Raw genomic sequence first — 19,418 nt, forward strand, 5'->3', positions numbered from 1 at the left:
AGATAGGTATGTCTAGATTACACTGAAGGAGAGAACATAATGGGTTATTTGTTTGCAACAACTATCTTTTTAATTATTGCTGTTGTTGTTGGGTTTCTAGTAACGGTTGTGAGTATTGCAAGACGAAATAAAAATGAAGGATCTAAATAAAAGCAAAAGTCATTTTGAAGTGACTTTTGTTTTTTTATGTACATATAAAAATACGACTCTCTTGCCTCACACCCCTTTGTAAAAAAAGAACTAGTTTTGTCACCTTTATGTCGTTTTATCGGAATTTCAAAGAGAAGTGTTTACTGAACCGTAGTATAAAGGTAAGCACTTATTTATGAACATTGGTTATAAGTAAGGCTAGAAATCATAAATTATAAATTAAGAAGAGGAAAAGCAGTGTTTTTGTATAATTTGTTATAAAGTAAGAGTTTGCTAGGAGTTCTAACATAAAAGGGGATTTGCATCGTTGCTTATGTCATAATAATGAATATTCATTTTTCGACATCAAGTATTTTCCACATTATTCATTTAAGAAGAAACGAAGGAGTGGTTGCTTTGCAAAGACAAAAATTAGTAGTAAACGGTGAACGGTTAAAACAAGAGCTTGAAGCATTTGCTGACTATGGAAAAACAATTAATAACGGTGTTACAAGGCTATCTCTATCTAAGGAAGATCGACTGGTACGCGATTATTTCTGCGAATGCTGCGAGCAGCTAGGCATGACAGTTAAAATTGATGATATGGGATGTATCTATGCAACTTTACCGGGAGTTGAAGATAAGCCACCTATTGTCATGGGTTCTCATCTCGATACGGTAAAAAAAGGTGGTCGCTTCGATGGCGTACTAGGAGTTGTGGCAGGGTTAGAGCTTGTAAGAACTCTTGTAGAGAACAACATTAAGCCGAAAGTTCCCATTATGATTGTGAACTTTACAAACGAGGAAGGAGCTAGATTTGAACCTTCAATGATGGCTTCAGGAGTGTTGTCTGGGAAATTTGATAAGCAGACAATGTTAAAGAAACAAGATGTGGAAGGCACAACTTTTGAGCAAGCTTTAGCAGCAAGTGGTTATGAGGGAGATATTACAAACCGCTTAACAGAAGCTGCTGCATTTTTGGAGCTACATATTGAACAAGGCCCTGTATTGGAAAGTGAAAATCTATCAATTGGAGTAGTGGAGTGTGTGCTTGGGATGGTTTGCTATGAAATTGAAATTACAGGTGAATCCGATCACGCAGGCACCACACCAATGAAGATGAGAAAAGATGCCCTGTTCGCTACTAATACAATTATCCAAAAAGCGCGTGAAAAACTGAGCGCAATTGATGAAGAACTAGTTTTTACGATGGGGCGCATGAACGTCTTGCCAAATATTCATACCGTCATCCCAAATCAAGTTATTTTTACCATTGAAGCTAGACACAAGGATATGAATGTTATTGCAGAAGTAGAAGAAATAATTAAAAACCTATCCTCTTTAGCAGCAGCGGAAGGCTGTGCGATGAAAGCAACGAAACAATGGGGACGAGATACCGTATGGTTTAATGAAAGAGTGTGTGGAGTTATTGAGAAAGCAACGCAAAACCTCACGTATTCTTATAAGCGAATGGTAAGCGGAGCGGGTCACGATGCGCAGTTTATTGCTAGTTATGTACCGACGGCGATGATTTTTGTACCAAGCTTGAATGGTAAAAGTCATTGCGAGGAGGAATTTACTGAGTGGAAGCAGTGTGAACAAGGCGTAAATGTATTATTAGAAGCGGTGATGCAGCTGCTTGAATAGAAAAAAGAGACTGAGATATAAGTAGTTCAGCCTCTACTATACCTGAACGATTGAGAGTTCATAACTTTTAATCGTTCAGTTTTTTTGGTTGATTGTGAAAACAGTGTTGGAAACAGGGTGGAACGAACGTGTTCAGACAAACTAAAAAGATGGGAACAGCTAGTGTTCGTCTTTTAGAAGCAATCATTTTGTTATGTCCCACACTCTTTTTTTAATGAAGACTGTTCAACATTTAGCTCAATTAAATTCCCATCAGGGTCTGCACAAAAGATTTGGGCAAAGCCGCTTTTACTCTTTCGTTTTTCAAGGGTCTCAATTCCTTTAGAGGTTAAATGACGGAGCGTCTCTTCAAAGTCAGCTACACGAAGAGCAAAGTGACCTTCACGACTGCTTAGTTCCGTTGTTCCACGAAGGGTTTGAGCAGTAGGAAAAACGATTAAGTGGATTTGTTGATTCCCAACTCCGTACCAAGCTCCTTCGAAATCAAAATCTGGACGCTTAATTTCTTGTAATCCTAAAACATCTCCATAAAAATGTTTGGCTTTTTCAATATTTGTTACGGCTATGCTTACGTGATGTAAGGCTTCGTATGTAATCATGATAAATTCCTCATTTCTCAAGAGTTATTATGTAAAACGATATCATAAAAACAAATAGATGACCACAAGTACGAATGTATACTGAGTATAAACTAGTGCACAATGAAAAGGTACAAAAAAGGGAGTGTATAAAATGGATATGGAAATGCAAGGTAGCTCATCTACTGAACGGTTTATTCCAGTAACATCTGTAGCTAATGATAAAGGAGTAGAGGTAGCTCTTGATATTTATAGTTATACCATTCAGATTGTAAACATTTGCTTTTTAGGTAATCCCCAACATGAGAATGAATTTGTGTTAGTGAATGCAGGAATGCCAGAGTCGGCTCCAATGATTTTAAAGGAAATTGAAGACCGATTCGGTGTGGGTGCTCAGCCTAAAGCAATCGTTTCGACCCATGCTCATTTTGATCATATTGGTTCTATTATTGACCTAGTTGATAAGTGGAACGTTCCTGTCTATGCTCATGAGTTGGAAATGCCTTATTTGACAAGTCAAAAAAATTATTCACTACCGGATAGTATAGTAGAGGGGGGGCTTGTAGCAAAATTATCCCCTCTATTTCCTACTGAAGCCATTGGTTTATGGGGAGCTTTTTATCATTGTTTTATGTCCCAGAAGGCAAGAACGGTTCCCCATATGAAAATAACGAAATAAAATAAGCGCTGTAATAAACCGACAGGCATTGGAAAAAAGAAAACAAACATTATAAGTAATAGAATCATAAATAGAATGGTTAAACAAATAAGCGTCCATTTGCGTCCTGTAGGTAAAAGCTTCGCGTATATCCAAAGTCCGGCTAAAGTAGTGATCATCCCCACCTGAGCAACAATGGAGTGCCAAAATAGATTTATATCAGCTGGTATGAATCCAGAAACGATATTTCCTAATGCCAATAGTAAAAGAAAGATCGTTGCTAGATGTCTCACTTTTGTTTTTGCAAGGTTTTGTGCTAAATACAAAATCCCAATAGCGAGAGTTAAACCGTTTATAATAAACAAGACGTTCATCCAAAGATGAAAAGGAGAACAGATCGTGTAAGGTGCCAGTGAATACGTATATTCACCACATGAAGTAACACCAAGATCACTCATAGCTTGGTATAAAAAGCTATAGGGAACAAGAGAAGTATAAATAAAGAATGGTTCAATCAAAAAATAGCAGCAAGTAGCAAACCAGCTCAAAACGCCAATTTTTTTTGGTATATACAGTGTAATCACCCTTTTTAAAGTGTTATACAGCTATTATATATCCAAAAAATGCTAATTAGAATAGAGCTATAAGGGGAGTTTATTGTAAGGCTTAGGTCTGATAAATAAAGTTCTTCAAACGTACTCTTTTATTGTTTTGTTTCTGTACGAAAAGCTTGTAGGGTTGTTTGTAAGGAAGCATAGGAACCAATGGCGCCATATCCATAAAACCATCCCATAAAAAGGCCAGCGATTAAATCCTTTGGGTGGCTGATAAAGATAGAAACTGTTAACCCTATTAATAAAGCGATTGTTGGTACATATTTCTTATTGATTTTGAAGAAGATTTTTAAAAGTTGGGTTATAATCATCACGCATGGAACAGCGATTATTGCATCCCAAAAGTTTGTGTGAATTGTTGGAAAGACCATGTAATCCCACCTTCAAATGAAAGGAATAAAAATAACTCTATAGTAATAAAATTAGAGTCTCCAATTTGTGCCTTTTTATTTAGAAAAGCCACCAGGAATTTCTGGTAGCTTCTTGTGTTAGCTCCTATAGGATTGAAAGTGTTCAATTGTTTTGAGCAAGTGCGTATGAATGTCGCTAGAAGGTTTCCATCCAAGGGTTTGAAGTGCTTTTTGATTGTTTAATTGACTGTGTAAAATCTCTCCGCTTTGTTCAGGTAGATAATTAGGAGTAGCAGATGAAGAAATCTCCGCAGCTAACAGTTTAAACAGTTCATTAATGCTAATTTGATGATTGCAGCTAATATTAATAATTTCATTCTCACCACTTTTAATAGCAAGAACATTTGCTTTCGCTACATCTTCAACAAACACAAAGTCTCTAGTTTGATTACCGGTCCCAAAAATAGAAGGGGTTTTACCATTTAGTAATTGGTTAATAAAAATGCTGATAACGCCACCTTCTCCGTCTGATTTTTGACGTGGCCCAAATACGTTAGCATAGCGGAAAATTGTAAAAGAGAGGCCGTGTAGCCGTTGAAATAATTGAATGTAAGACTCCGATACAAGTTTTGAAGTTCCGTAAAAGGAAAGAGGAGATGTGGGTGTTTCTTCATCAATCACTGTGTCGGCATCACCGTATACAGCGCTAGAAGAAGAAAAAATAAATTTTTTGACCGCATGTTTTTTACACATATCTAGCAAGTTAATAGTTCCCAAGATATTAGTTGCTGCATCTTCAACGGGGGCTTTTAAAGAAGTCGAAACATTGACTTGTGCCGCTAAGTGGATAACAACTTCTGGTTTTTCAATTTTAAATACCTGCTCAATCTCTTTTGACAAAATTGACATGTTGTAGAAAGAAACGTCATCAGCAAGGTTGCTTCTAATCCCGCTTGATAGATTATCAAGGACAACAGGAGTATACCCATTTTCTAATAAACATTCAACAACATGAGAGCCAATAAAGCCTGTTCCGCCTGTCACTAGTACCTTCATAATTTATCACAATTTGATTTATTCATCACATTCATTCTCCTTTTTTGTATTGGTCTTCCACCACTCTTCGTAGACTGCTTGTATTTTAGCAATCATTACATCCGCGGTTAAATGAGTGGTTGCAAACTCAAAGGCTTGGTTCGCTATTGTTTTACGATATTCGGCATTGCAAATGAGTTCTTCAAGAGCTTGCTTTAGTTCAGCAACGTTTCCGGGTTTACAAACGAGTCCTGAATGTCTGTTTGTAACAATCTCAGGTATACCTCCACAATCACATGTTATAATGGCTTGTTTTGCATGCATTGCTTCAATGATTGATAAAGGGAGGTTATCATTTAGTGTTGGCAGAACGTAGATATCGGATTGTTGCAGAATGTCAAAGACATCATGACGTTTGCCGAAAAACGTAACGAATGATAAGTCTAAATCGCTACGGATTTTTTCAAGATGTTTTCTCATAACACCATCACCCACAATCCATACTTCAATATAATCTTCGAACTGTTTTAGATGAGAAAGAGCTTGAAGAAAGAATTCATGTCCTTTTCTAGGTCCTAATCGTGCGATGCATGTAATAACTAGTTTATTTGTTGCTTTGCTATAAGAAGTACGCAGTGAAGGAACTTTCACGCCGGTATGAACGGTCCTTAATTGTTGATTTGATGCTCCAAGCTCCTTTAGTCGTGGATGAAATGAATCGCTGATTGTGATAATTCGGAAAGCCCCTCGTATGCCAGCTCTCTCAATCGCTGTAAAATAGGCTTCTTCAAGGGATCCTTGTTGCATCTTGTAAAAATCGATGCGACTTTTGGTAAAATGACCGTGCGGAGTAAAGAAAATGGGTTTGTGAAGTTTTTGGTTGAGGTGAGCGAGAAGGTATGCTGCGAAGAGATCTTGAGCATGAATAATATCATAACTTTTAAGATTTTGTTTTTCTAAAAAAGCGTTAAAAACAGTGAGGAAGCTTGTGTTTTTAACAATTTTCTCGCTAACCAACCCGTAGCGTTTGCTCATAAACTCTTTTGCTTTTGAAGCTTGAACTGGAATATGGATCTCAAGCTCTTCTTTCGACATGCTAAGAGGTGAGAGTACATCAACGTGATAGTCCAGCTCTGAAAAACCATCTTTAACATGGTTGATATAGTGAGCTAAACCTCCTGTATTAGGGTAGCGTAAAAAGGTGACATACAAAATACGAAGCTTTGGCTTTCTGATGAGTGCTTTTGCAGTTTGGAATCCTGGTTTGGAAATGAAAGCTGGATTATTTGATGAAATAGCATAAAACTGATCCATGGTGTGGAGTAAATCAGGGAAAAACGGAGGTAGATTTGTCGAAAAAGAATCGTTCATAACATAACACCTCGATTCGTTCGCTTACTATTTATAAATTCCAAGGTCTTTACCCCAGGTTTTAAGTTTATGAAGGTGATAAGGTAATAGCTCACCACCACGATTTTCATAAATTCTTCGCAGTTGTGTTTGTAATCCCTTTTCAAGAGTTCGCTGCAAATATGCCATTTTATAAAGGTGGGTCGGATTTTCTTTAAAGGAAATGCCGTGTTTTTTCATCTCTTGAAGGTAGGCTTTAATGCACTCTGTTCGAATAGAATTGCCGTCTTTTTGCCAGTCTTTTCGAAAAGCAATTAACAGCTCAACTAATACGATTAAATCTAGCCAAGAAGGAGCGTATTTAGCAGACTCCCAATCGATAAATTGAATTGGCCAAGGGCCGTTTTTTACCGTTTCATGGCTACATATGTTTTGCATGTGCAAATCGCCATGAGTTAGGGCAGAACCACTTTCTAATAACTCTGGAAAAAAATCAGGACCCTTTTCGTATATTTTATATAAAGAACTTTTATGAGGTGAAAGAATGGATTTGAGTTCTCGGTTTTTTGAGGATTCTTGAAGGAAATTCATCGTGTTAGCAATCGCTTTTGAGCGTTCTTTTCGCATAGTGAATGAATCATAAATAGGTAGCCAAGAGCTCCATTCCATTGCCTGTTCATTAAAATGACTGTCAAACGTATTAGCATGCAGTTTTGCTACCGATGGAATAATGGATTGAAAATGCTTTGGTGTGAATACTAGTTGACCTCGAACTTGTTGCACAAATTCCATGAATATCCACGTTTCTTCTTTATATTCTTCCACTAAGTAAATAGTTGGAAAAAAAGACTTTAACTTGGAATAACCTTTTGTATACATATTGATTTCAATGTCGTTTTTATAATTATTCTTACTATACGTTTTAAAGATAAGTGGAAAAGAATTATGTTTTGTGCTCACAACCAGTTTATAAATACTACTTCGCGTTGTAGATTTTAAGCATTTCAAGTCGGTGGAATCAATCATGATTTTTTCCCCGATAGATGCTGATAGCTTTTCTTCGATTTTTAAGAGCTGAAACGTTGAATATAATTCTTTTGGTTGATACATTTCTTATTTCTCCTTTCGCTTGTTTTTCCATGCGTTGACTAAATGTGAATAAGCACTTCGAACAAAGGGCATTGGATCTCGTAAGCTGAACAATGCCCATTCTTTTTCGCCTTTAAAACCTGATAGGAAATCTCGTAACGTCATGCCTTCTTGTTTTCGCTTCGTTAGGTAAGTTAAGTAATAGCGCACGAGATAAATCCACTTCACTCCATCTTTTTGAACGAGATGGGGAATCGGTTGTTGTTCTGTCATTGATAAATAGTAGAGGTAAACAAAGTCGATTCCAGCTGCACCTGTTAAGCTGTGGGTGAGCCAAAAACGAGGGTTTATTTCAATGAATTTATAAACACCATCTCTCGGGTCTTTTTTAAACTCAGCCATCGCAACGCCCTTTAAGTGAATGGCTTTAAAGAATGGGAGGCAAATATCAAATAATTCAGGAACGGTCTTACTGACAATATGCGCTCCAGTGCCAAACTGAGCTGGAAACTGATGATTTTTTTGGAGTGAAAACTGAGCAAGTAAATTCATATTTTCATCAAAAAAAGTGGCTACCTTATAAAAACAGCTGTTATCGCCTGGAATAATTTCTTGTACAATTAAATCTCCAGCTTGTTGATAGGTAGGGTATTCTGCTTGGAGTTGTTCAGCAGTTTGGATTAAGATTGCTTTTTTATTAATAATCTTTCGAAATTCATGGCCAAGCACAGGCTTTAAAATGCATGGAAACTCTAACGTCTCTATCGCTGTCTTCATATCATCTTCATTTTTAATAATAAACGTTTTAGGGCAGGGGATGTTATGTTTCAAAGCAAGATTATAAGCTCGCTGTTTATCTAGCACTTGCTCAATTACATCATGATCAGGAAATAAGAATAAAAAATAATTGGAAAGTTCCTTACGGTATTTGGAAATAAATATGACATAATCATCAGCACCCGTATATAATACAGGTTTATGTTTCTGTTTCTTTCCAAGTGTAATGAGCACATCTAGCAGCTCTTTTTCTTCGGTAAGAGGACTTGGACAAGGGCTACAGGTAGCTAATTTTGTTTTTCCAATTCGGTAAGACTTTTCTGTATCAAAAGCATATATTTCAATGTTCCGTTCTGCTAACCTTTTAATAATTCCTAAGCCGTTTGCGCTAAGGTCGAGTACTACGGCAGCATGTTTGTTATTCATATTTTTTCACCTACTTTAAAAGCGGCAAGCGCTTGAGAATAAAGGTTGCTTATAAAAGACACCATTTTCACGTTTGTCAGGTTGGCGTTTGCGAAACGCTTTGCATTGGCGGCCATTCGAGCACGCGCCTTTGTATTAGCGATGAAAAAGGAAAGTGCTCTAGCTAACGTTTCGGTGTCTCCTGGTTCAATAATAATTCCAGTTTTATTATGCTTAATAATCTCTGGGATGCCTCCGCATTCTGTTGAAATGATTGCCGTTTGAGCATGCATTGCTTCAATAATAGATAGAGGCAAGCTATCGTTTAGCGTTGCGAGAACAAAAATGTCGGTTTCGTGTAAGATTTCTGGAATATCGGTTCGAGTTCCAAGAAAATGAACCATGTCCAAATGGAATTTTTCCTTTTGTTCTTCCAACTCTTCGCGCATTTCTCCGTCACCTACAATAAGCACTTCTACGTTATCTAGATGATTAATAGTAGACAGGGCACTTAATAAATCTCTATGGCCTTTTCTAGGGCCTAGTCTAGCAATTGATGCAATGGTAATCTTGTCATCTTTTGCTTTATGCTTTTTAGGGTACATCTTATTTTCAATCCCGGTGTAAACTGTTGTCATATGTTCTTGTTTGGCACCAATACTTTCAAGTGGTGGGCGAAATCCATCATGTAAAATGATAATATGGCTGGCAAATGAAACAGCTTGCTGCTCCATGCGTAGGTAATACGCTTCTTCAACCGATCCTTTATCAAAAATATTGAATTTTAAGCGGTTAAAAGTATACATGCCGTGAGGAGTATAGAAGAGAGGTTTCTGAAGAGACTTGTTAAATTTCCCTAAAATATTTGCGGTGAATAAATCTTGAGCATGGAGGATATCATATTTTTCTAAATCTACGGTCTTTAACATTTGTTCATAGATATAAAGTAAACGTTGGTTTTTTAAAATAAGTTTGTTTACTTCGCCATAACGGGTTGAAAAAAAGTCTTCAAGCTCAGGAACAATTTCATTGCGCATTTCTTCTTTTTTTAAAGATGGAAACTTACGAGGAGAAATGACATCCACATAATGACCTTGGCTCCGTAAAGTAGCGCTTAGCTCTGAGATATAGTTAGATAAACCACCTGTGTGAGGATAATCCCAAAATGTTGTAATTAAAATCGAAAGCCTGCGCTTTTGTGAATTTTGTTTTTTCATAGATTTTAACTTTTTGCTAGGTTGAGTTGAACTGTATTCTTCCACATCACTTTTATTATTAATCCCATAAAATGTATCCAACGTATCAATTATATATGGATATGGGATGTTGCCACTGTATTTCACAACCAAACCCTCCTTATAATTTCAAACGCTTCAGCATACGGTACACCAACGGTCATTCCCCGAACCTTTGCTAATGCTTTTACTCCCTCATATGATCTTGGGTGTGGGAAATCACGCATTTCCACGTCATATTCTTTTAGCGCTTCCACTTTTAAATCCATTGTATCGGTAACATTTACAAAATAATTTGGTTTAAATACTTGATCGTGTGTATAGGTATTCCATTCGGTAGAAGATACTGTTTCAAATGTAATGAGCTCGATTGGTTTTTTATTAGGAAGCGGGCGAGTCGCGGTTAACACCGCTTCAAATGTAATACGGTGATCGATGTTCATATCACCGTAGTGGTGAGTGAAAATTTTACTTGGATTATATTTTGTAATTAATGCTTCAATGTCTTTTGTCAACTTGTGACGAGGCATCATTTCTAACTCTAAATTTTTATGACCGAGAAAAATAACTTCTTCAATGCCGAGCTTTTTGTTAGCGAGACGGCCAAACGCTTGAATATGATGAGCTTCTTCTTTACGCCCTAACGCTGTAACAACAGATACGACCGTATATCCTTGATCGATCAATCGTTTGAGAGTTCCTGCAGATCCTAATAGTTCGTCATCAGGGTGAGCTCCGATAACTAATATATAATCTTTCATTCCGATGTCACTCCTTATAGCCTTCTGTCTCTATTACGGTTAATATATGCAAACGTATGGTTGAAAAGCAACCGGCATTAGCGGAAAAAAGTTGATAATTACCAATAGAATTTTTCTACTTTGAAAGCAAATTACTGATAAGAGCTCCATTTCAAATGAAGGTCTGGACGTAGATCACGTAAATGCTTAAAGAATAAGTCTAAAACCCCTAATTTTTCTAAACCTTGAAAAAGCTTAGTAGGAACTTTTGTATCAGAAGTTAATGCTCGTTTTAAATCAATAACCTTCAAATGTCCATCTTTTGTAATTAAAATATGTCGAACCTCTGCATCCCATCTAGTAAAACCAACCCTTTGAAGTTCATCAAGAAGTAAAATAATTTCCTTAACTAAGGAAAAGGGTAGGCTGTTCGTTCTTTTTATATATCTAGCTAGAGAAATAGATTCAATATATTCTAAAATAATGTAATTATAGCCAGCTTCATAAATCCTTGGGATGACGGAAGAACTTTGACCTAGCTTTAATGCTTGTAGCTCTTTTTGTTGTGTTGCTTCATTGTAGTAAATTTTGATACATTTGCCATTTTTAAGATGATATACTTGGCCATCTTTTCCGCTACCGATTAGATTATGGTCGCGTAGGCTACTAAAGGAAATTCTTCGTTGCCTAATAAGGGGATATTTCATATTGATTAAGCCTCTTTTCTTAAATGTTACTTAATTTACTTTTTCTTAATAGTTTATGAGACAGGTTATGGAAATGGAACCGTTAATTTCTGTGCATATTAAAAATATGAGAAGATAATAAAAATTTCTATAAAAAGGAAAGAAAGGAGAAGAACAAAAAATATGTCTGAGGAATCATATATTCGAACAGGACTTGCCAATTTAATGAAAGGGGTAGGAGGTAAACTATACCTAACTTCAACGGAGCTTATACATAAATCACATGCGATTAATGTTCAACGAGGTACTGTAACATTGGACTTGGCAGATATTGAAACGGTAGAGAGAGTCCGTAACAAATTATTAGGAGTGCCTTTGTTAAAAAACGGTCTAAAAATAACTACAAACGATGGAGAAGAGCTTCGGTATGTTGTGAACAAAGCAAGCCAGCGGGGGGAAGATATCGAACAAGCAATAAATAAAGAAAAGCCGAACGTTTGTGACAACGTTCGGCTTTTCTTTATTTACTATTCATTACTTCAGAAACAATTTCATATGAGCGTAATCGCGCTTTGTGGTCGTATATTTGTGCGTTGATCATCAATTCATCAGCATTTGTTTCAGCAATAAAGCTTTCAAGCTTTCTCTTTACAGTTTCTGGTCCGCCGATGATGGATGAACCTAACTGTTGCTGTAGAGTTGCCTTTTCAAATTCACTCCAAATCTTGTCCATATTGTCAACAGGTGCTTTAAGTTTGCCTGGCTTGTTGCGAATTAAGTTTAAGAACTGCTGTTGAAGCGACGTTGCTAATCGTTCCGCTTCTCTATCTGTATCCGCTGCAATTACGTTAACGCCTAACATTGCATATGGTTTATCCAATACTTCAGACGGTTGGAAGTAGCGGCGGTACATTTGAAGCGCTCCAAGCGTATTGTTCGGTGAAAAGTGGCTTGCAAATGAAAATGGTAAGCCAAGCTGAGCCGCTAACTGTGCACTAAATCCACTTGAGCCAAGTAACCAAATTGGCACTTCAAGACCTTCTCCAGGAACAGCTCTCACTGGTAGTGGATGCTCATCAGATGGAACGGCAAGATATGCTCTCAGTTCATCTAACAAATCTGGAAAATCTTGACCATCACTCATGCGTCCTCTTCTTAAAGCTTGGGCGGTTAATTGATCCGTGCCAGGAGCGCGACCTAGGCCTAAGTCAATTCGACCGGGAAAAAGGGATTCTAATGTTCCGAAATGTTCTGCAATAACAAGCGGTGAGTGATTAGGTAACATAATGCCACCTGAACCCACTCGAATGGTAGATGTACCAGCAGCGACATGGCCAATTACGACAGAAGTAGCGGAGCTTGCAATTCCTGACATATTATGATGCTCGGCTAACCAGTAGCGATTGTATCCCCATTTTTCGACGTGTTGTGCTAAGTCTAGCGTATTTCTAAGTGCATCAGCCACCGTGCTGCCTTCCAAAACAGGTGACAAATCAAGCACTGAAATTGGAATGTTTTTTTGACTGTTTGGATGTTGGTCCATCGACATATACTCATCCTCTTTCCGTAATAATAATAATTTAATTATTCGATAATCATCGAACTATCTGCAGGTTTCATTGTAACAAGAATGTGAAAGAGAGAAAAATAAAATGCCTGTGTTTAAACAGAAAATAATTCGATAATTTAGTTATATTATGTTAGGTTTTCTTACAAAAAATAATAAAAAGAATAAAATATTTGGTGATTATGGCTAATTAGAAATTTTAAAATTATCATTTATGTTAATGATTCTTGAAAATTAATGTAATAAAATAAACTTATTACACAAAAATGTTATATCTTATTACATTATATGTTAAATTTTCAGAAAATAAATAATCTTCCGAAGAGGTGAAAGTGTGATGAACAAACGGTATAGTGGTTTCGCATTTGAAGAAAATTTCTTACCAAGATTATCGAGTGTAGATATTGAGCACCTCTCTAAAGAGGACGCACTAGTCATTTTACCAATCGGTGCAGTTGAACAACATGGTCCGCATCTTCCTGTTTATACCGATACTTTAATTGCAGAAGGGCTTTTAGAAGAAGCAATGCTTCAGCTTCAGCACGAAAATATTTGGGTTCTTCCAGCCATTCCTTATGGTAAAAGCAATGAGCATCTAGGTCTATCGGGAACAATGAGCTTATCAGCTTCTACATTACAAGCAGTTGTAATGGATTTAGCTATCAGCGTCTGTAAAAGTGGCTTTAAAAAGCTTTTGCTTTTCAACACACACGGCGGAAATCATGACCTGCTCAATATGATGGCGAGAGAAATACGCATAGAAACTGGCTTGATGGTATTTCGGTTAAATCCTGGATTTGAAGCAGTCAACCGCTTAATTTCACAACAAGAACAGCGCTTTGGGATACATGGAGGTGAAGTGGAAACATCATTAATAATGGAGTTGAAGGGGGATTGGGTGCAATTTGATAAAAGTCCAACAGAGTTTGTTAATTTATCCAATAACCATCATTTACATTTGAAAGGAAATAGCTACTTTGCCTGGGTAATGAACGATATTTCAAACACGGGTATAGCTGGAGATGCCAGACAGGCAACGAAAGAAAAAGGGAAAATGATGAAAGAACTCATCGTGAGTGAGCTTGTTAAAACATTAAAAGAAATGAAGCATTTTTCATTAGGTGATTTAAAGAAAGACTATGTAAATAAATGAAGCGAGGTGGTCGAATATCGTGAGCATTCAGCAGGTGAATCAAGTAAATGAGGTAAAGCGCGAGAGTAGCCCCACAATTGTACAAATGAACCGAGTTAATAAAATGTATGCAAACGGTAAAGTCGCTGTCAAAGATGTTAATTTGACGATTCAACAAGGAGAATTCGTTTCATTTGTCGGCCCCTCAGGTTGTGGAAAATCAACTATTTTTAAAATGATTTCAGGACTGATTGATCAAACAAGTGGTCACGTTGACATTCTTGGAAAGACACCTCGTGACGCTCAAAAAGAAAGTACGGATGTGGCTTTTGTGTTTCAAGATGCTACGTTACTACCATGGAGGTCAGTTATTGATAATGTAATGCTTCCTCTAGAGTTTCGTAATATAGCCCATTCTGAAAAGAAGGAGCGCGCTTATAAAGTACTAGAAATGGTAGGGCTGAAAGAGTATACAAAAGCGCTACCTCGAGAATTATCAGGTGGAATGAAAATGCGTGTTTCTATTGCCAGAGCATTAATTGCAAAGCCGAAGCTTTTGTTGATGGACGAGCCGTTTGGTGCTCTTGATGAAATTACAAGGCAAAATTTACAAAGTGAGTTATTGCGAATTTGGGAAAACGAAAAGATGACGGTGCTTTTTATTACACACAATGTATTTGAAGCTGTGTATCTATCGACCAAAATTGCGGTAATGACGCCTAGTCCGGGTAAAATTGAATCCATGGTAGAAGTGAATCTGCCCTTCCCTCGTAAAGCAGAAATTCGGACAGATCCACAGTTTAGTAGTATCGTTGCTAACGTATCTCACGATTTAAAATTTTAAATGAGGTGATTTATGGTGTGGTTACAAGAATTCATAAATGAGTTTGGAACTGATGCTGTTATTGTAAACGAGGTCTTAAGAGAAAAGCTATCAAAAGACTACTATTGGTATTCTCCAGTACTGTATGAGCAGCTTAAAAATAAAATCGCCGATTGTGCAATTGCGCCTACATCAATCGATGAACTACAGCGTATCGTTTCGTTTGCCGTTAAAAATAAAGTAGCTATTACGCCAAGAGGAGCGGGAACAGGAAACTACGGCCAAGCAATTCCATTACAAGGTGGAATCGTTATTGATTTAACAAAACTTGATCGTATTGACATGCAAGGAGATCGCTTAGTTTCCGTGCAGGCTGGCGTTCGCTTAGGTGTATTGGAAAAGACGCTGCGTCAAAACAATCGGGAACTTCGTATTTTTCCGAGCACTTATATGAAGGCAACGGTGGGGGGATTCTTATGCGGAGGCTCCGGTGGAATCGGATCGATTCGTTGGGGGAATTTATGGGACGATAATGTAAGTAGCGTTACGGTTATGACCGTTGAGGAAATGCCCCAGCTGTTAACTGTTTCAGGTGATGACATGCAGCGGTACATTCACAATTATGGCACAACCGGTCTTATTGTTGAAGTGAAGCTGCCGATAGAACCAAAGGTGTCATGGTCACAACATATCGTTTTCTTTCATGATTTTCGTGAAGCTATTAAGTTTAGCGATGAACTAGCCCATAGTGAAGAAATCCTTAAGCGTTTGGTTTCCGTGTGTGAATGGCCAATTCCAGCTCACTTTCACCCCTTGAAGAAAGTATTACGGGAAGGTCAGTCAATTGTTATGCTTGAAATTGACGAAAAATCAGTTCATCTATTAGATTGTTTGGCAGATAAATATGATGGAGACATAGGATACACAATTCCTGCTGAAAACTATCAAAAAGGACTAAAGCTTTCTGATTTTACATGGAATCATGCGACATTATGGGCTCATAAGCATGGAGACAATTTAACCTACTTGCAGGCTCGCTTTCAAACTGATCGAATATTTGAGCAGATGGCAGACCTTCGAAGTAAATTTGGTGATGAAATTCAGTTTCACTTTGAATACATTAAAATTCAAGGAGAAATTGTACCCGCTTCACTACCGGTGGTGAAATATCAGTCAAAAGAGAGGTTATATGAAATCATCCAGTTTTGTAAAACGATTGAAGTAGAAATTAATGATCCGCACACATATATACTCGGGTTTGGTGGATACAACATGAGAATGAAAGAGTTATTAAAACGAAAAGAGCTAAACGACCCTTATAACTTATTGAATCCTGGTAAGTTGCCGACGGCTAAAGAAGTCCAAGAATTTCAGTTATAGGAGGGGGAAAACATGGAACATTCGCATCAGGAGTTAAATCGAGTTCAAGAAGTAAACGTCACCTATAAGAAAAACACGTGGCCAATATTGAATACGTATCTTCCACCAGTTATCGTATTTATGCTTTTTATGCTATTTTGGCAGTTTGGTACCCAGCTGCTTCAAATTCCACCTTACTTATTGCCAAAACCAATGGATATTGTAGAAGCTGCCGTAATGAATTGGAGTAACCTAAGCGGTGCTGTTATTCGAACAATCACAGAGTCGATGCTCGGGTTTATGTTTAGCGTAATAGGTGGAGTGGTTGGCGCGCTATTGATGTCTAGCTCTAAGCTTCTAGAACGCAGCTTATACCCCTACGCCATTTTATTACAGACTATTCCGATTGTGGCCATTGCACCTATCATCGTGATTTGGTTTGGTTCAGGTATGAATGCTATTGTGATCATTGCGTTTACAATTGGCTTTTTCCCTATGCTATCCAACACGCTCATTGGCTTAAACGCAACGGATCGTGGCATGATTAATTTGTTAAAGCTGTACCAAGCGTCACCTTGGCAAATTATGTGGAAAGTGCGAATTCCAGCTGCTCTTCCTTATATCATGGCAGGATTGAAAATTTCCTGTACCTTAGCAGTTGTAGGAGCAATCGTAGGAGAATACATAGCCGGTATTGGTGGGGGCGACGGTGGTTTAGGCTATGCCATTACGGTAGCTTCCTCTCGGATGGAAACGGCATACCTATTCGCTTGTGGTATTTCCGCATCTGTTTTAGGTATTGGCTTTTTCTTGCTGGTCAATTTATTTTCTAAGCTTTTGTTAGGTTCATGGCATGAGTCGGAAATGAAGAGAGAGAACTAATTTTCTAAAAGGGGGAAATGAGTGTGAAACAAGGGGTTTTAAAAAAAATCGGTTTAATTGGTGCTGTATCACTGTCATTATTTCTGGCAGGATGTGGAAGTGAAGAGACGTCTGGGAGTGATAATACTGAGAAAAAATTGGAGACGGCAACCCTTATTACAAACTGGTTTGCACAACCTGAACATGGCGGTAACTACGCGGCATTAAAAAAAGGTTTTTATAAAGAACAAGGTCTCGACATGATAATTGAACCGGGAGGACCTCAAATTTCATCAACCCAAGTCGTTGCTTCTGGAAAGGCTGAATTTGGTTATACGCAAGCGGAAGATATTTTAATTGCAAGAGATAAGGGAATACCTCTTGTTGCGATTGGAGCAATTTTTCAAAAAAGCCCGCAGGTATTAATTACCCATAAAGGAACGGTAGGAGATTTTAAGCAGCTGAACGAAAAGACAGTGTATACAGCACCAGGGAGTGGTTATTGGGAATATATTAAAAAAGCCTATAACTTAGATAGGGTAAAAGATCGTGCGTATACGGGCTCATTAGCAACCTTTATTGAGGATGAAAATGCGGTCACACAAGGGTACGTGACGTCAGAGCCGTTTTCTCTTGAACAAGAAGGAATAGAAAACGATTATTTATTCATTCATGATGCTGGATTTGAAACGTATGCAAACGTGATTTTTACAACTGAAAAGATGATTAAAGAAAACCCTGAAGTGGTTCAATCATTTATGAATGCTACGGTAAAAGGCTGGGAGTATTACCGAGAAAGTTCAGATGAAATCAATTCGTTCCTTCAAGAGAGAAATCCAGACTTGAAGATGGAAGCGATGGAATATGGTGCAAAAGCACAAGAAGAATTGATCTTCGGAGGAGATGCTGCTGAAAGAGGTTTCGGTTATATGTCAGCGGAGCGCTGGGATAAACTTCAAATGCAGCTTCTTGACTTAGGGATTATTAAAAATAAAGAAGATATTAAGGGGATTTTTACAACAGAATTTTTAAAGAAATAAACCGTAAATGTAGAGAAAAGAGAAGAGTAGATCTTCTCTTTTTTAGTAGAAAGGAAGATTCTATTGTATGATATGGCTATTAAAAATGCTCGGTTGTTACACGCAGTGGAAGTTGTAAATATTGGAGTATCGAATGGAAGGTTTATGCATATAACAAAAGATCTAGTGGATGGAAAGAAAGTGATAGATGCCAAAGGGGGGATAGTTATTCCTCCTTTCGTAGAATTGCATACTCATTTTGATACCGCTTTGACTGCAGGTTGGCCAAGCTTTAATCGAACCGGTACGTTACAAGAAGGAATTTCAATATGGAACAAACGAAAAAAAAGTCTTACCATCAAGGACGTGAACGAGAGGGCTGAACAAGCATTAAAGATGTACATCAAGCATGGGGTGTTAAGTGTTCGAGCAGCAGTGGACATATCTGATGATGATTTAACGGCTTTAAAAGCTATTCTGCAAATAAAAAAAGTGTATGAACAAATTATCGATTTACAAATTATTGCTTTTCCGCAAGATGGGTTGTGGAAGTGCTTTGAAAATCAGGGGCGAATGCGGAAAGCACTTGAAATGGGAGCTGACGCAGTAAGTGCTGTGCCACATTTAGAAAGTAGTCAAGAAGAAGGAGTGCGCTCTTTGGAATACTGTTTTAGTCTCGCCAAAGAGTATGGAAGCTATATTCATATTTTTTGTGACGAAGTAGACGAAGTGAGCTCAACATTTGTACAAGAAGTAGCGAATTTAACCATTGAAAATGGGTTTGAAGGTAGGGTTGTAGTCAGCCACGTAAATGCGCTAGCTTATTATGAAAGTAAATATGCTGAATCAGTAATGGAGGCTATAAAGAAAGCTCGTTTAACCGTTGTTAGTTGTCCACTTATTAACAGTTCGATGCTAGGAAGAAATGATGCATATCCTAAAGCGACAGGAATTACCAGGGTGAAAGAATTAGATACCAAAAATATTAATATTTGTATTGCTCATGACGATATTCAGACTCCTTTTTATCCCTTCGGAGACGGAAATATGCTAAGAGCCGCTTTTATGGGAGCGCATTTAGCTCATATGACAGGAGAAGAACCAGTGAAAAGGGTTTTATCCATGATTACAGAACGACCAGCCGCTGCTTTTGGAAAAGGCAAAGCGTATGGAATTCAAGAAAGAAGTGAAGCTAATTTTTTACTTTTTGAGGAGCGGACGATTCGTGAGCTTATGCTTAACCAGTCGGTGCCTAGATATGTAATCAGAAGAGGGAAAGTTATAGCTGAAACGATTCCGGCTTATACGAAGTGGGGGTGTTCTTTGCAACTTATGTAAAAAAGCCAACGCGTGTGCGTTGGCTT

Annotated in this window: 20 protein-coding genes; 9 read left to right on the forward strand and 11 right to left on the reverse strand. The window is 37.7% G+C overall.

Annotated elements, in window-relative coordinates:
• Positions 1 to 546 precede the first annotated feature (546 nt).
• Positions 547 to 1,776, forward strand: coding sequence for a Zn-dependent hydrolase (locus tag A2U94_RS02675; RefSeq protein ID WP_025908055.1), 1,230 nt, complete (start codon positions 547 to 549; stop codon positions 1,774 to 1,776).
• Positions 1,777 to 1,967: 191 nt separating this feature from the next.
• Here A2U94_RS02675 and A2U94_RS02680 read toward each other — a convergent pair whose 3' ends face one another.
• Positions 1,968 to 2,375 carry a VOC family protein gene (locus A2U94_RS02680; RefSeq protein ID WP_025908054.1) on the reverse strand — a complete coding sequence of 136 codons (408 nt, stop codon included), beginning with the start codon at positions 2,373 to 2,375 and terminating at the stop codon, positions 1,968 to 1,970.
• A 133-nt stretch (positions 2,376 to 2,508) separates the two neighbouring features.
• Here A2U94_RS02680 and A2U94_RS02685 point away from each other — a divergent pair, with 133 nt between their 5' ends.
• Complete coding sequence (locus tag A2U94_RS02685) at positions 2,509 to 3,033, forward strand: MBL fold metallo-hydrolase (protein WP_025908053.1); 525 nt, start codon at positions 2,509 to 2,511, stop codon at positions 3,031 to 3,033.
• On the opposite strand, the gene A2U94_RS20525 is transcribed toward A2U94_RS02685, so the two are convergent.
• The 9 genes from A2U94_RS20525 to A2U94_RS02725 form a co-directional block, all read right to left on the reverse strand.
• A complete protein-coding gene (locus tag A2U94_RS20525; protein WP_174521183.1) occupies positions 2,976 to 3,587 on the reverse strand; it encodes a DUF998 domain-containing protein in 612 nt (203 codons plus the stop codon). The two genes, A2U94_RS02685 and A2U94_RS20525, sit on opposite strands and share 58 nt — an antisense overlap.
• Before the next feature lie 128 nt (positions 3,588 to 3,715).
• Positions 3,716 to 3,997 (reverse strand): hypothetical protein, encoded by a 282-nt coding sequence (locus A2U94_RS02690; protein ID WP_025908051.1) that lies wholly within the window; start codon positions 3,995 to 3,997, stop codon positions 3,716 to 3,718.
• Positions 3,998 to 4,114: 117 nt separating this feature from the next.
• Complete coding sequence (locus A2U94_RS02695) at positions 4,115 to 5,032, reverse strand: NAD-dependent epimerase/dehydratase family protein (RefSeq protein ID WP_025908050.1); 918 nt, start codon at positions 5,030 to 5,032, stop codon at positions 4,115 to 4,117.
• An 18-nt stretch (positions 5,033 to 5,050) separates the two neighbouring features.
• A complete protein-coding gene (locus tag A2U94_RS02700) occupies positions 5,051 to 6,382 on the reverse strand; it encodes a glycosyltransferase family 4 protein (protein ID WP_064484025.1) in 1,332 nt (443 codons plus the stop codon).
• 27 nt (positions 6,383 to 6,409) lie between these two features.
• Entirely contained in the window at positions 6,410 to 7,471 is a 1,062-nt protein-coding gene (locus tag A2U94_RS02705; RefSeq protein WP_025908048.1) for a protein kinase family protein, read from the reverse strand.
• Positions 7,472 to 7,474: 3 nt separating this feature from the next.
• On the reverse strand, positions 7,475 to 8,653 hold the full coding sequence (locus A2U94_RS02710) for a carboxylate--amine ligase (protein ID WP_025908047.1): 1,179 nt from the start codon (positions 8,651 to 8,653) through the stop codon (positions 7,475 to 7,477).
• Complete coding sequence (locus A2U94_RS02715) at positions 8,650 to 9,975, reverse strand: glycosyltransferase family 4 protein (RefSeq protein ID WP_035320038.1); 1,326 nt, start codon at positions 9,973 to 9,975, stop codon at positions 8,650 to 8,652. Before A2U94_RS02715 ends, A2U94_RS02710 begins: the two co-directional genes overlap by 4 nt.
• The gene (locus A2U94_RS02720; protein ID WP_025908045.1) at positions 9,972 to 10,628 is read right to left on the reverse strand and encodes a PIG-L deacetylase family protein; all 657 of its coding nucleotides are present in this window, start codon (positions 10,626 to 10,628) and stop codon (positions 9,972 to 9,974) included. The genes A2U94_RS02715 and A2U94_RS02720 overlap by 4 nt, the downstream gene beginning before the upstream one ends.
• 131 nt (positions 10,629 to 10,759) lie before the next feature.
• A complete protein-coding gene (locus tag A2U94_RS02725; protein ID WP_025908044.1) occupies positions 10,760 to 11,314 on the reverse strand; it encodes a serine/threonine-protein kinase in 555 nt (184 codons plus the stop codon).
• 162 nt (positions 11,315 to 11,476) lie between these two features.
• Here A2U94_RS02725 and A2U94_RS02730 point away from each other — a divergent pair, with 162 nt between their 5' ends.
• The gene (locus A2U94_RS02730; protein ID WP_062686292.1) at positions 11,477 to 11,890 is read left to right on the forward strand and encodes a GRAM domain-containing protein; all 414 of its coding nucleotides are present in this window, start codon (positions 11,477 to 11,479) and stop codon (positions 11,888 to 11,890) included.
• Here the strand turns inward: A2U94_RS02730 and A2U94_RS02735 are convergent.
• Positions 11,814 to 12,842, reverse strand: coding sequence for an LLM class flavin-dependent oxidoreductase (locus A2U94_RS02735; RefSeq protein ID WP_025908043.1), 1,029 nt, complete (start codon positions 12,840 to 12,842; stop codon positions 11,814 to 11,816). The two genes, A2U94_RS02730 and A2U94_RS02735, sit on opposite strands and share 77 nt — an antisense overlap.
• Before the next feature lie 355 nt (positions 12,843 to 13,197).
• On the opposite strand from A2U94_RS02735, the gene A2U94_RS02740 reads away from it, so the two are divergent.
• The 6 genes from A2U94_RS02740 (at position 13,198) to A2U94_RS02765 (ending at position 19,392) form a co-directional block, all read left to right on the forward strand.
• Positions 13,198 to 14,013 carry a creatininase family protein gene (locus A2U94_RS02740; RefSeq protein ID WP_025908042.1) on the forward strand — a complete coding sequence of 272 codons (816 nt, stop codon included), beginning with the start codon at positions 13,198 to 13,200 and terminating at the stop codon, positions 14,011 to 14,013.
• Between the two features lie 25 nt (positions 14,014 to 14,038).
• Positions 14,039 to 14,836, forward strand: coding sequence for an ABC transporter ATP-binding protein (locus A2U94_RS02745; RefSeq protein WP_374699983.1), 798 nt, complete (start codon positions 14,039 to 14,041; stop codon positions 14,834 to 14,836).
• A gap of 12 nt (positions 14,837 to 14,848) precedes the next feature.
• The gene (locus A2U94_RS02750) at positions 14,849 to 16,195 is read left to right on the forward strand and encodes an FAD-binding oxidoreductase (protein ID WP_025908040.1); all 1,347 of its coding nucleotides are present in this window, start codon (positions 14,849 to 14,851) and stop codon (positions 16,193 to 16,195) included.
• A gap of 12 nt (positions 16,196 to 16,207) precedes the next feature.
• Positions 16,208 to 17,056: an ABC transporter permease gene (locus tag A2U94_RS02755; protein WP_025908039.1), complete on the forward strand. Its 849-nt coding sequence runs from the start codon at positions 16,208 to 16,210 to the stop codon at positions 17,054 to 17,056.
• A gap of 17 nt (positions 17,057 to 17,073) precedes the next feature.
• Positions 17,074 to 18,075, forward strand: coding sequence for an ABC transporter substrate-binding protein (locus tag A2U94_RS02760; RefSeq protein WP_025908038.1), 1,002 nt, complete (start codon positions 17,074 to 17,076; stop codon positions 18,073 to 18,075).
• Between the two features lie 72 nt (positions 18,076 to 18,147).
• Positions 18,148 to 19,392, forward strand: a complete 1,245-nt coding sequence (locus A2U94_RS02765) for an amidohydrolase family protein (protein WP_035320049.1) — start codon at positions 18,148 to 18,150, stop codon at positions 19,390 to 19,392.
• The last annotated feature ends 26 nt before the right edge of the window (positions 19,393 to 19,418 follow it).

Origin of the sequence: Bacillus sp. VT 712 (assembly GCF_001614195.1) — a bacterium.
Lineage (GTDB): Bacteria > Bacillota > Bacilli > Bacillales > Bacillaceae_H > Priestia > Priestia flexa.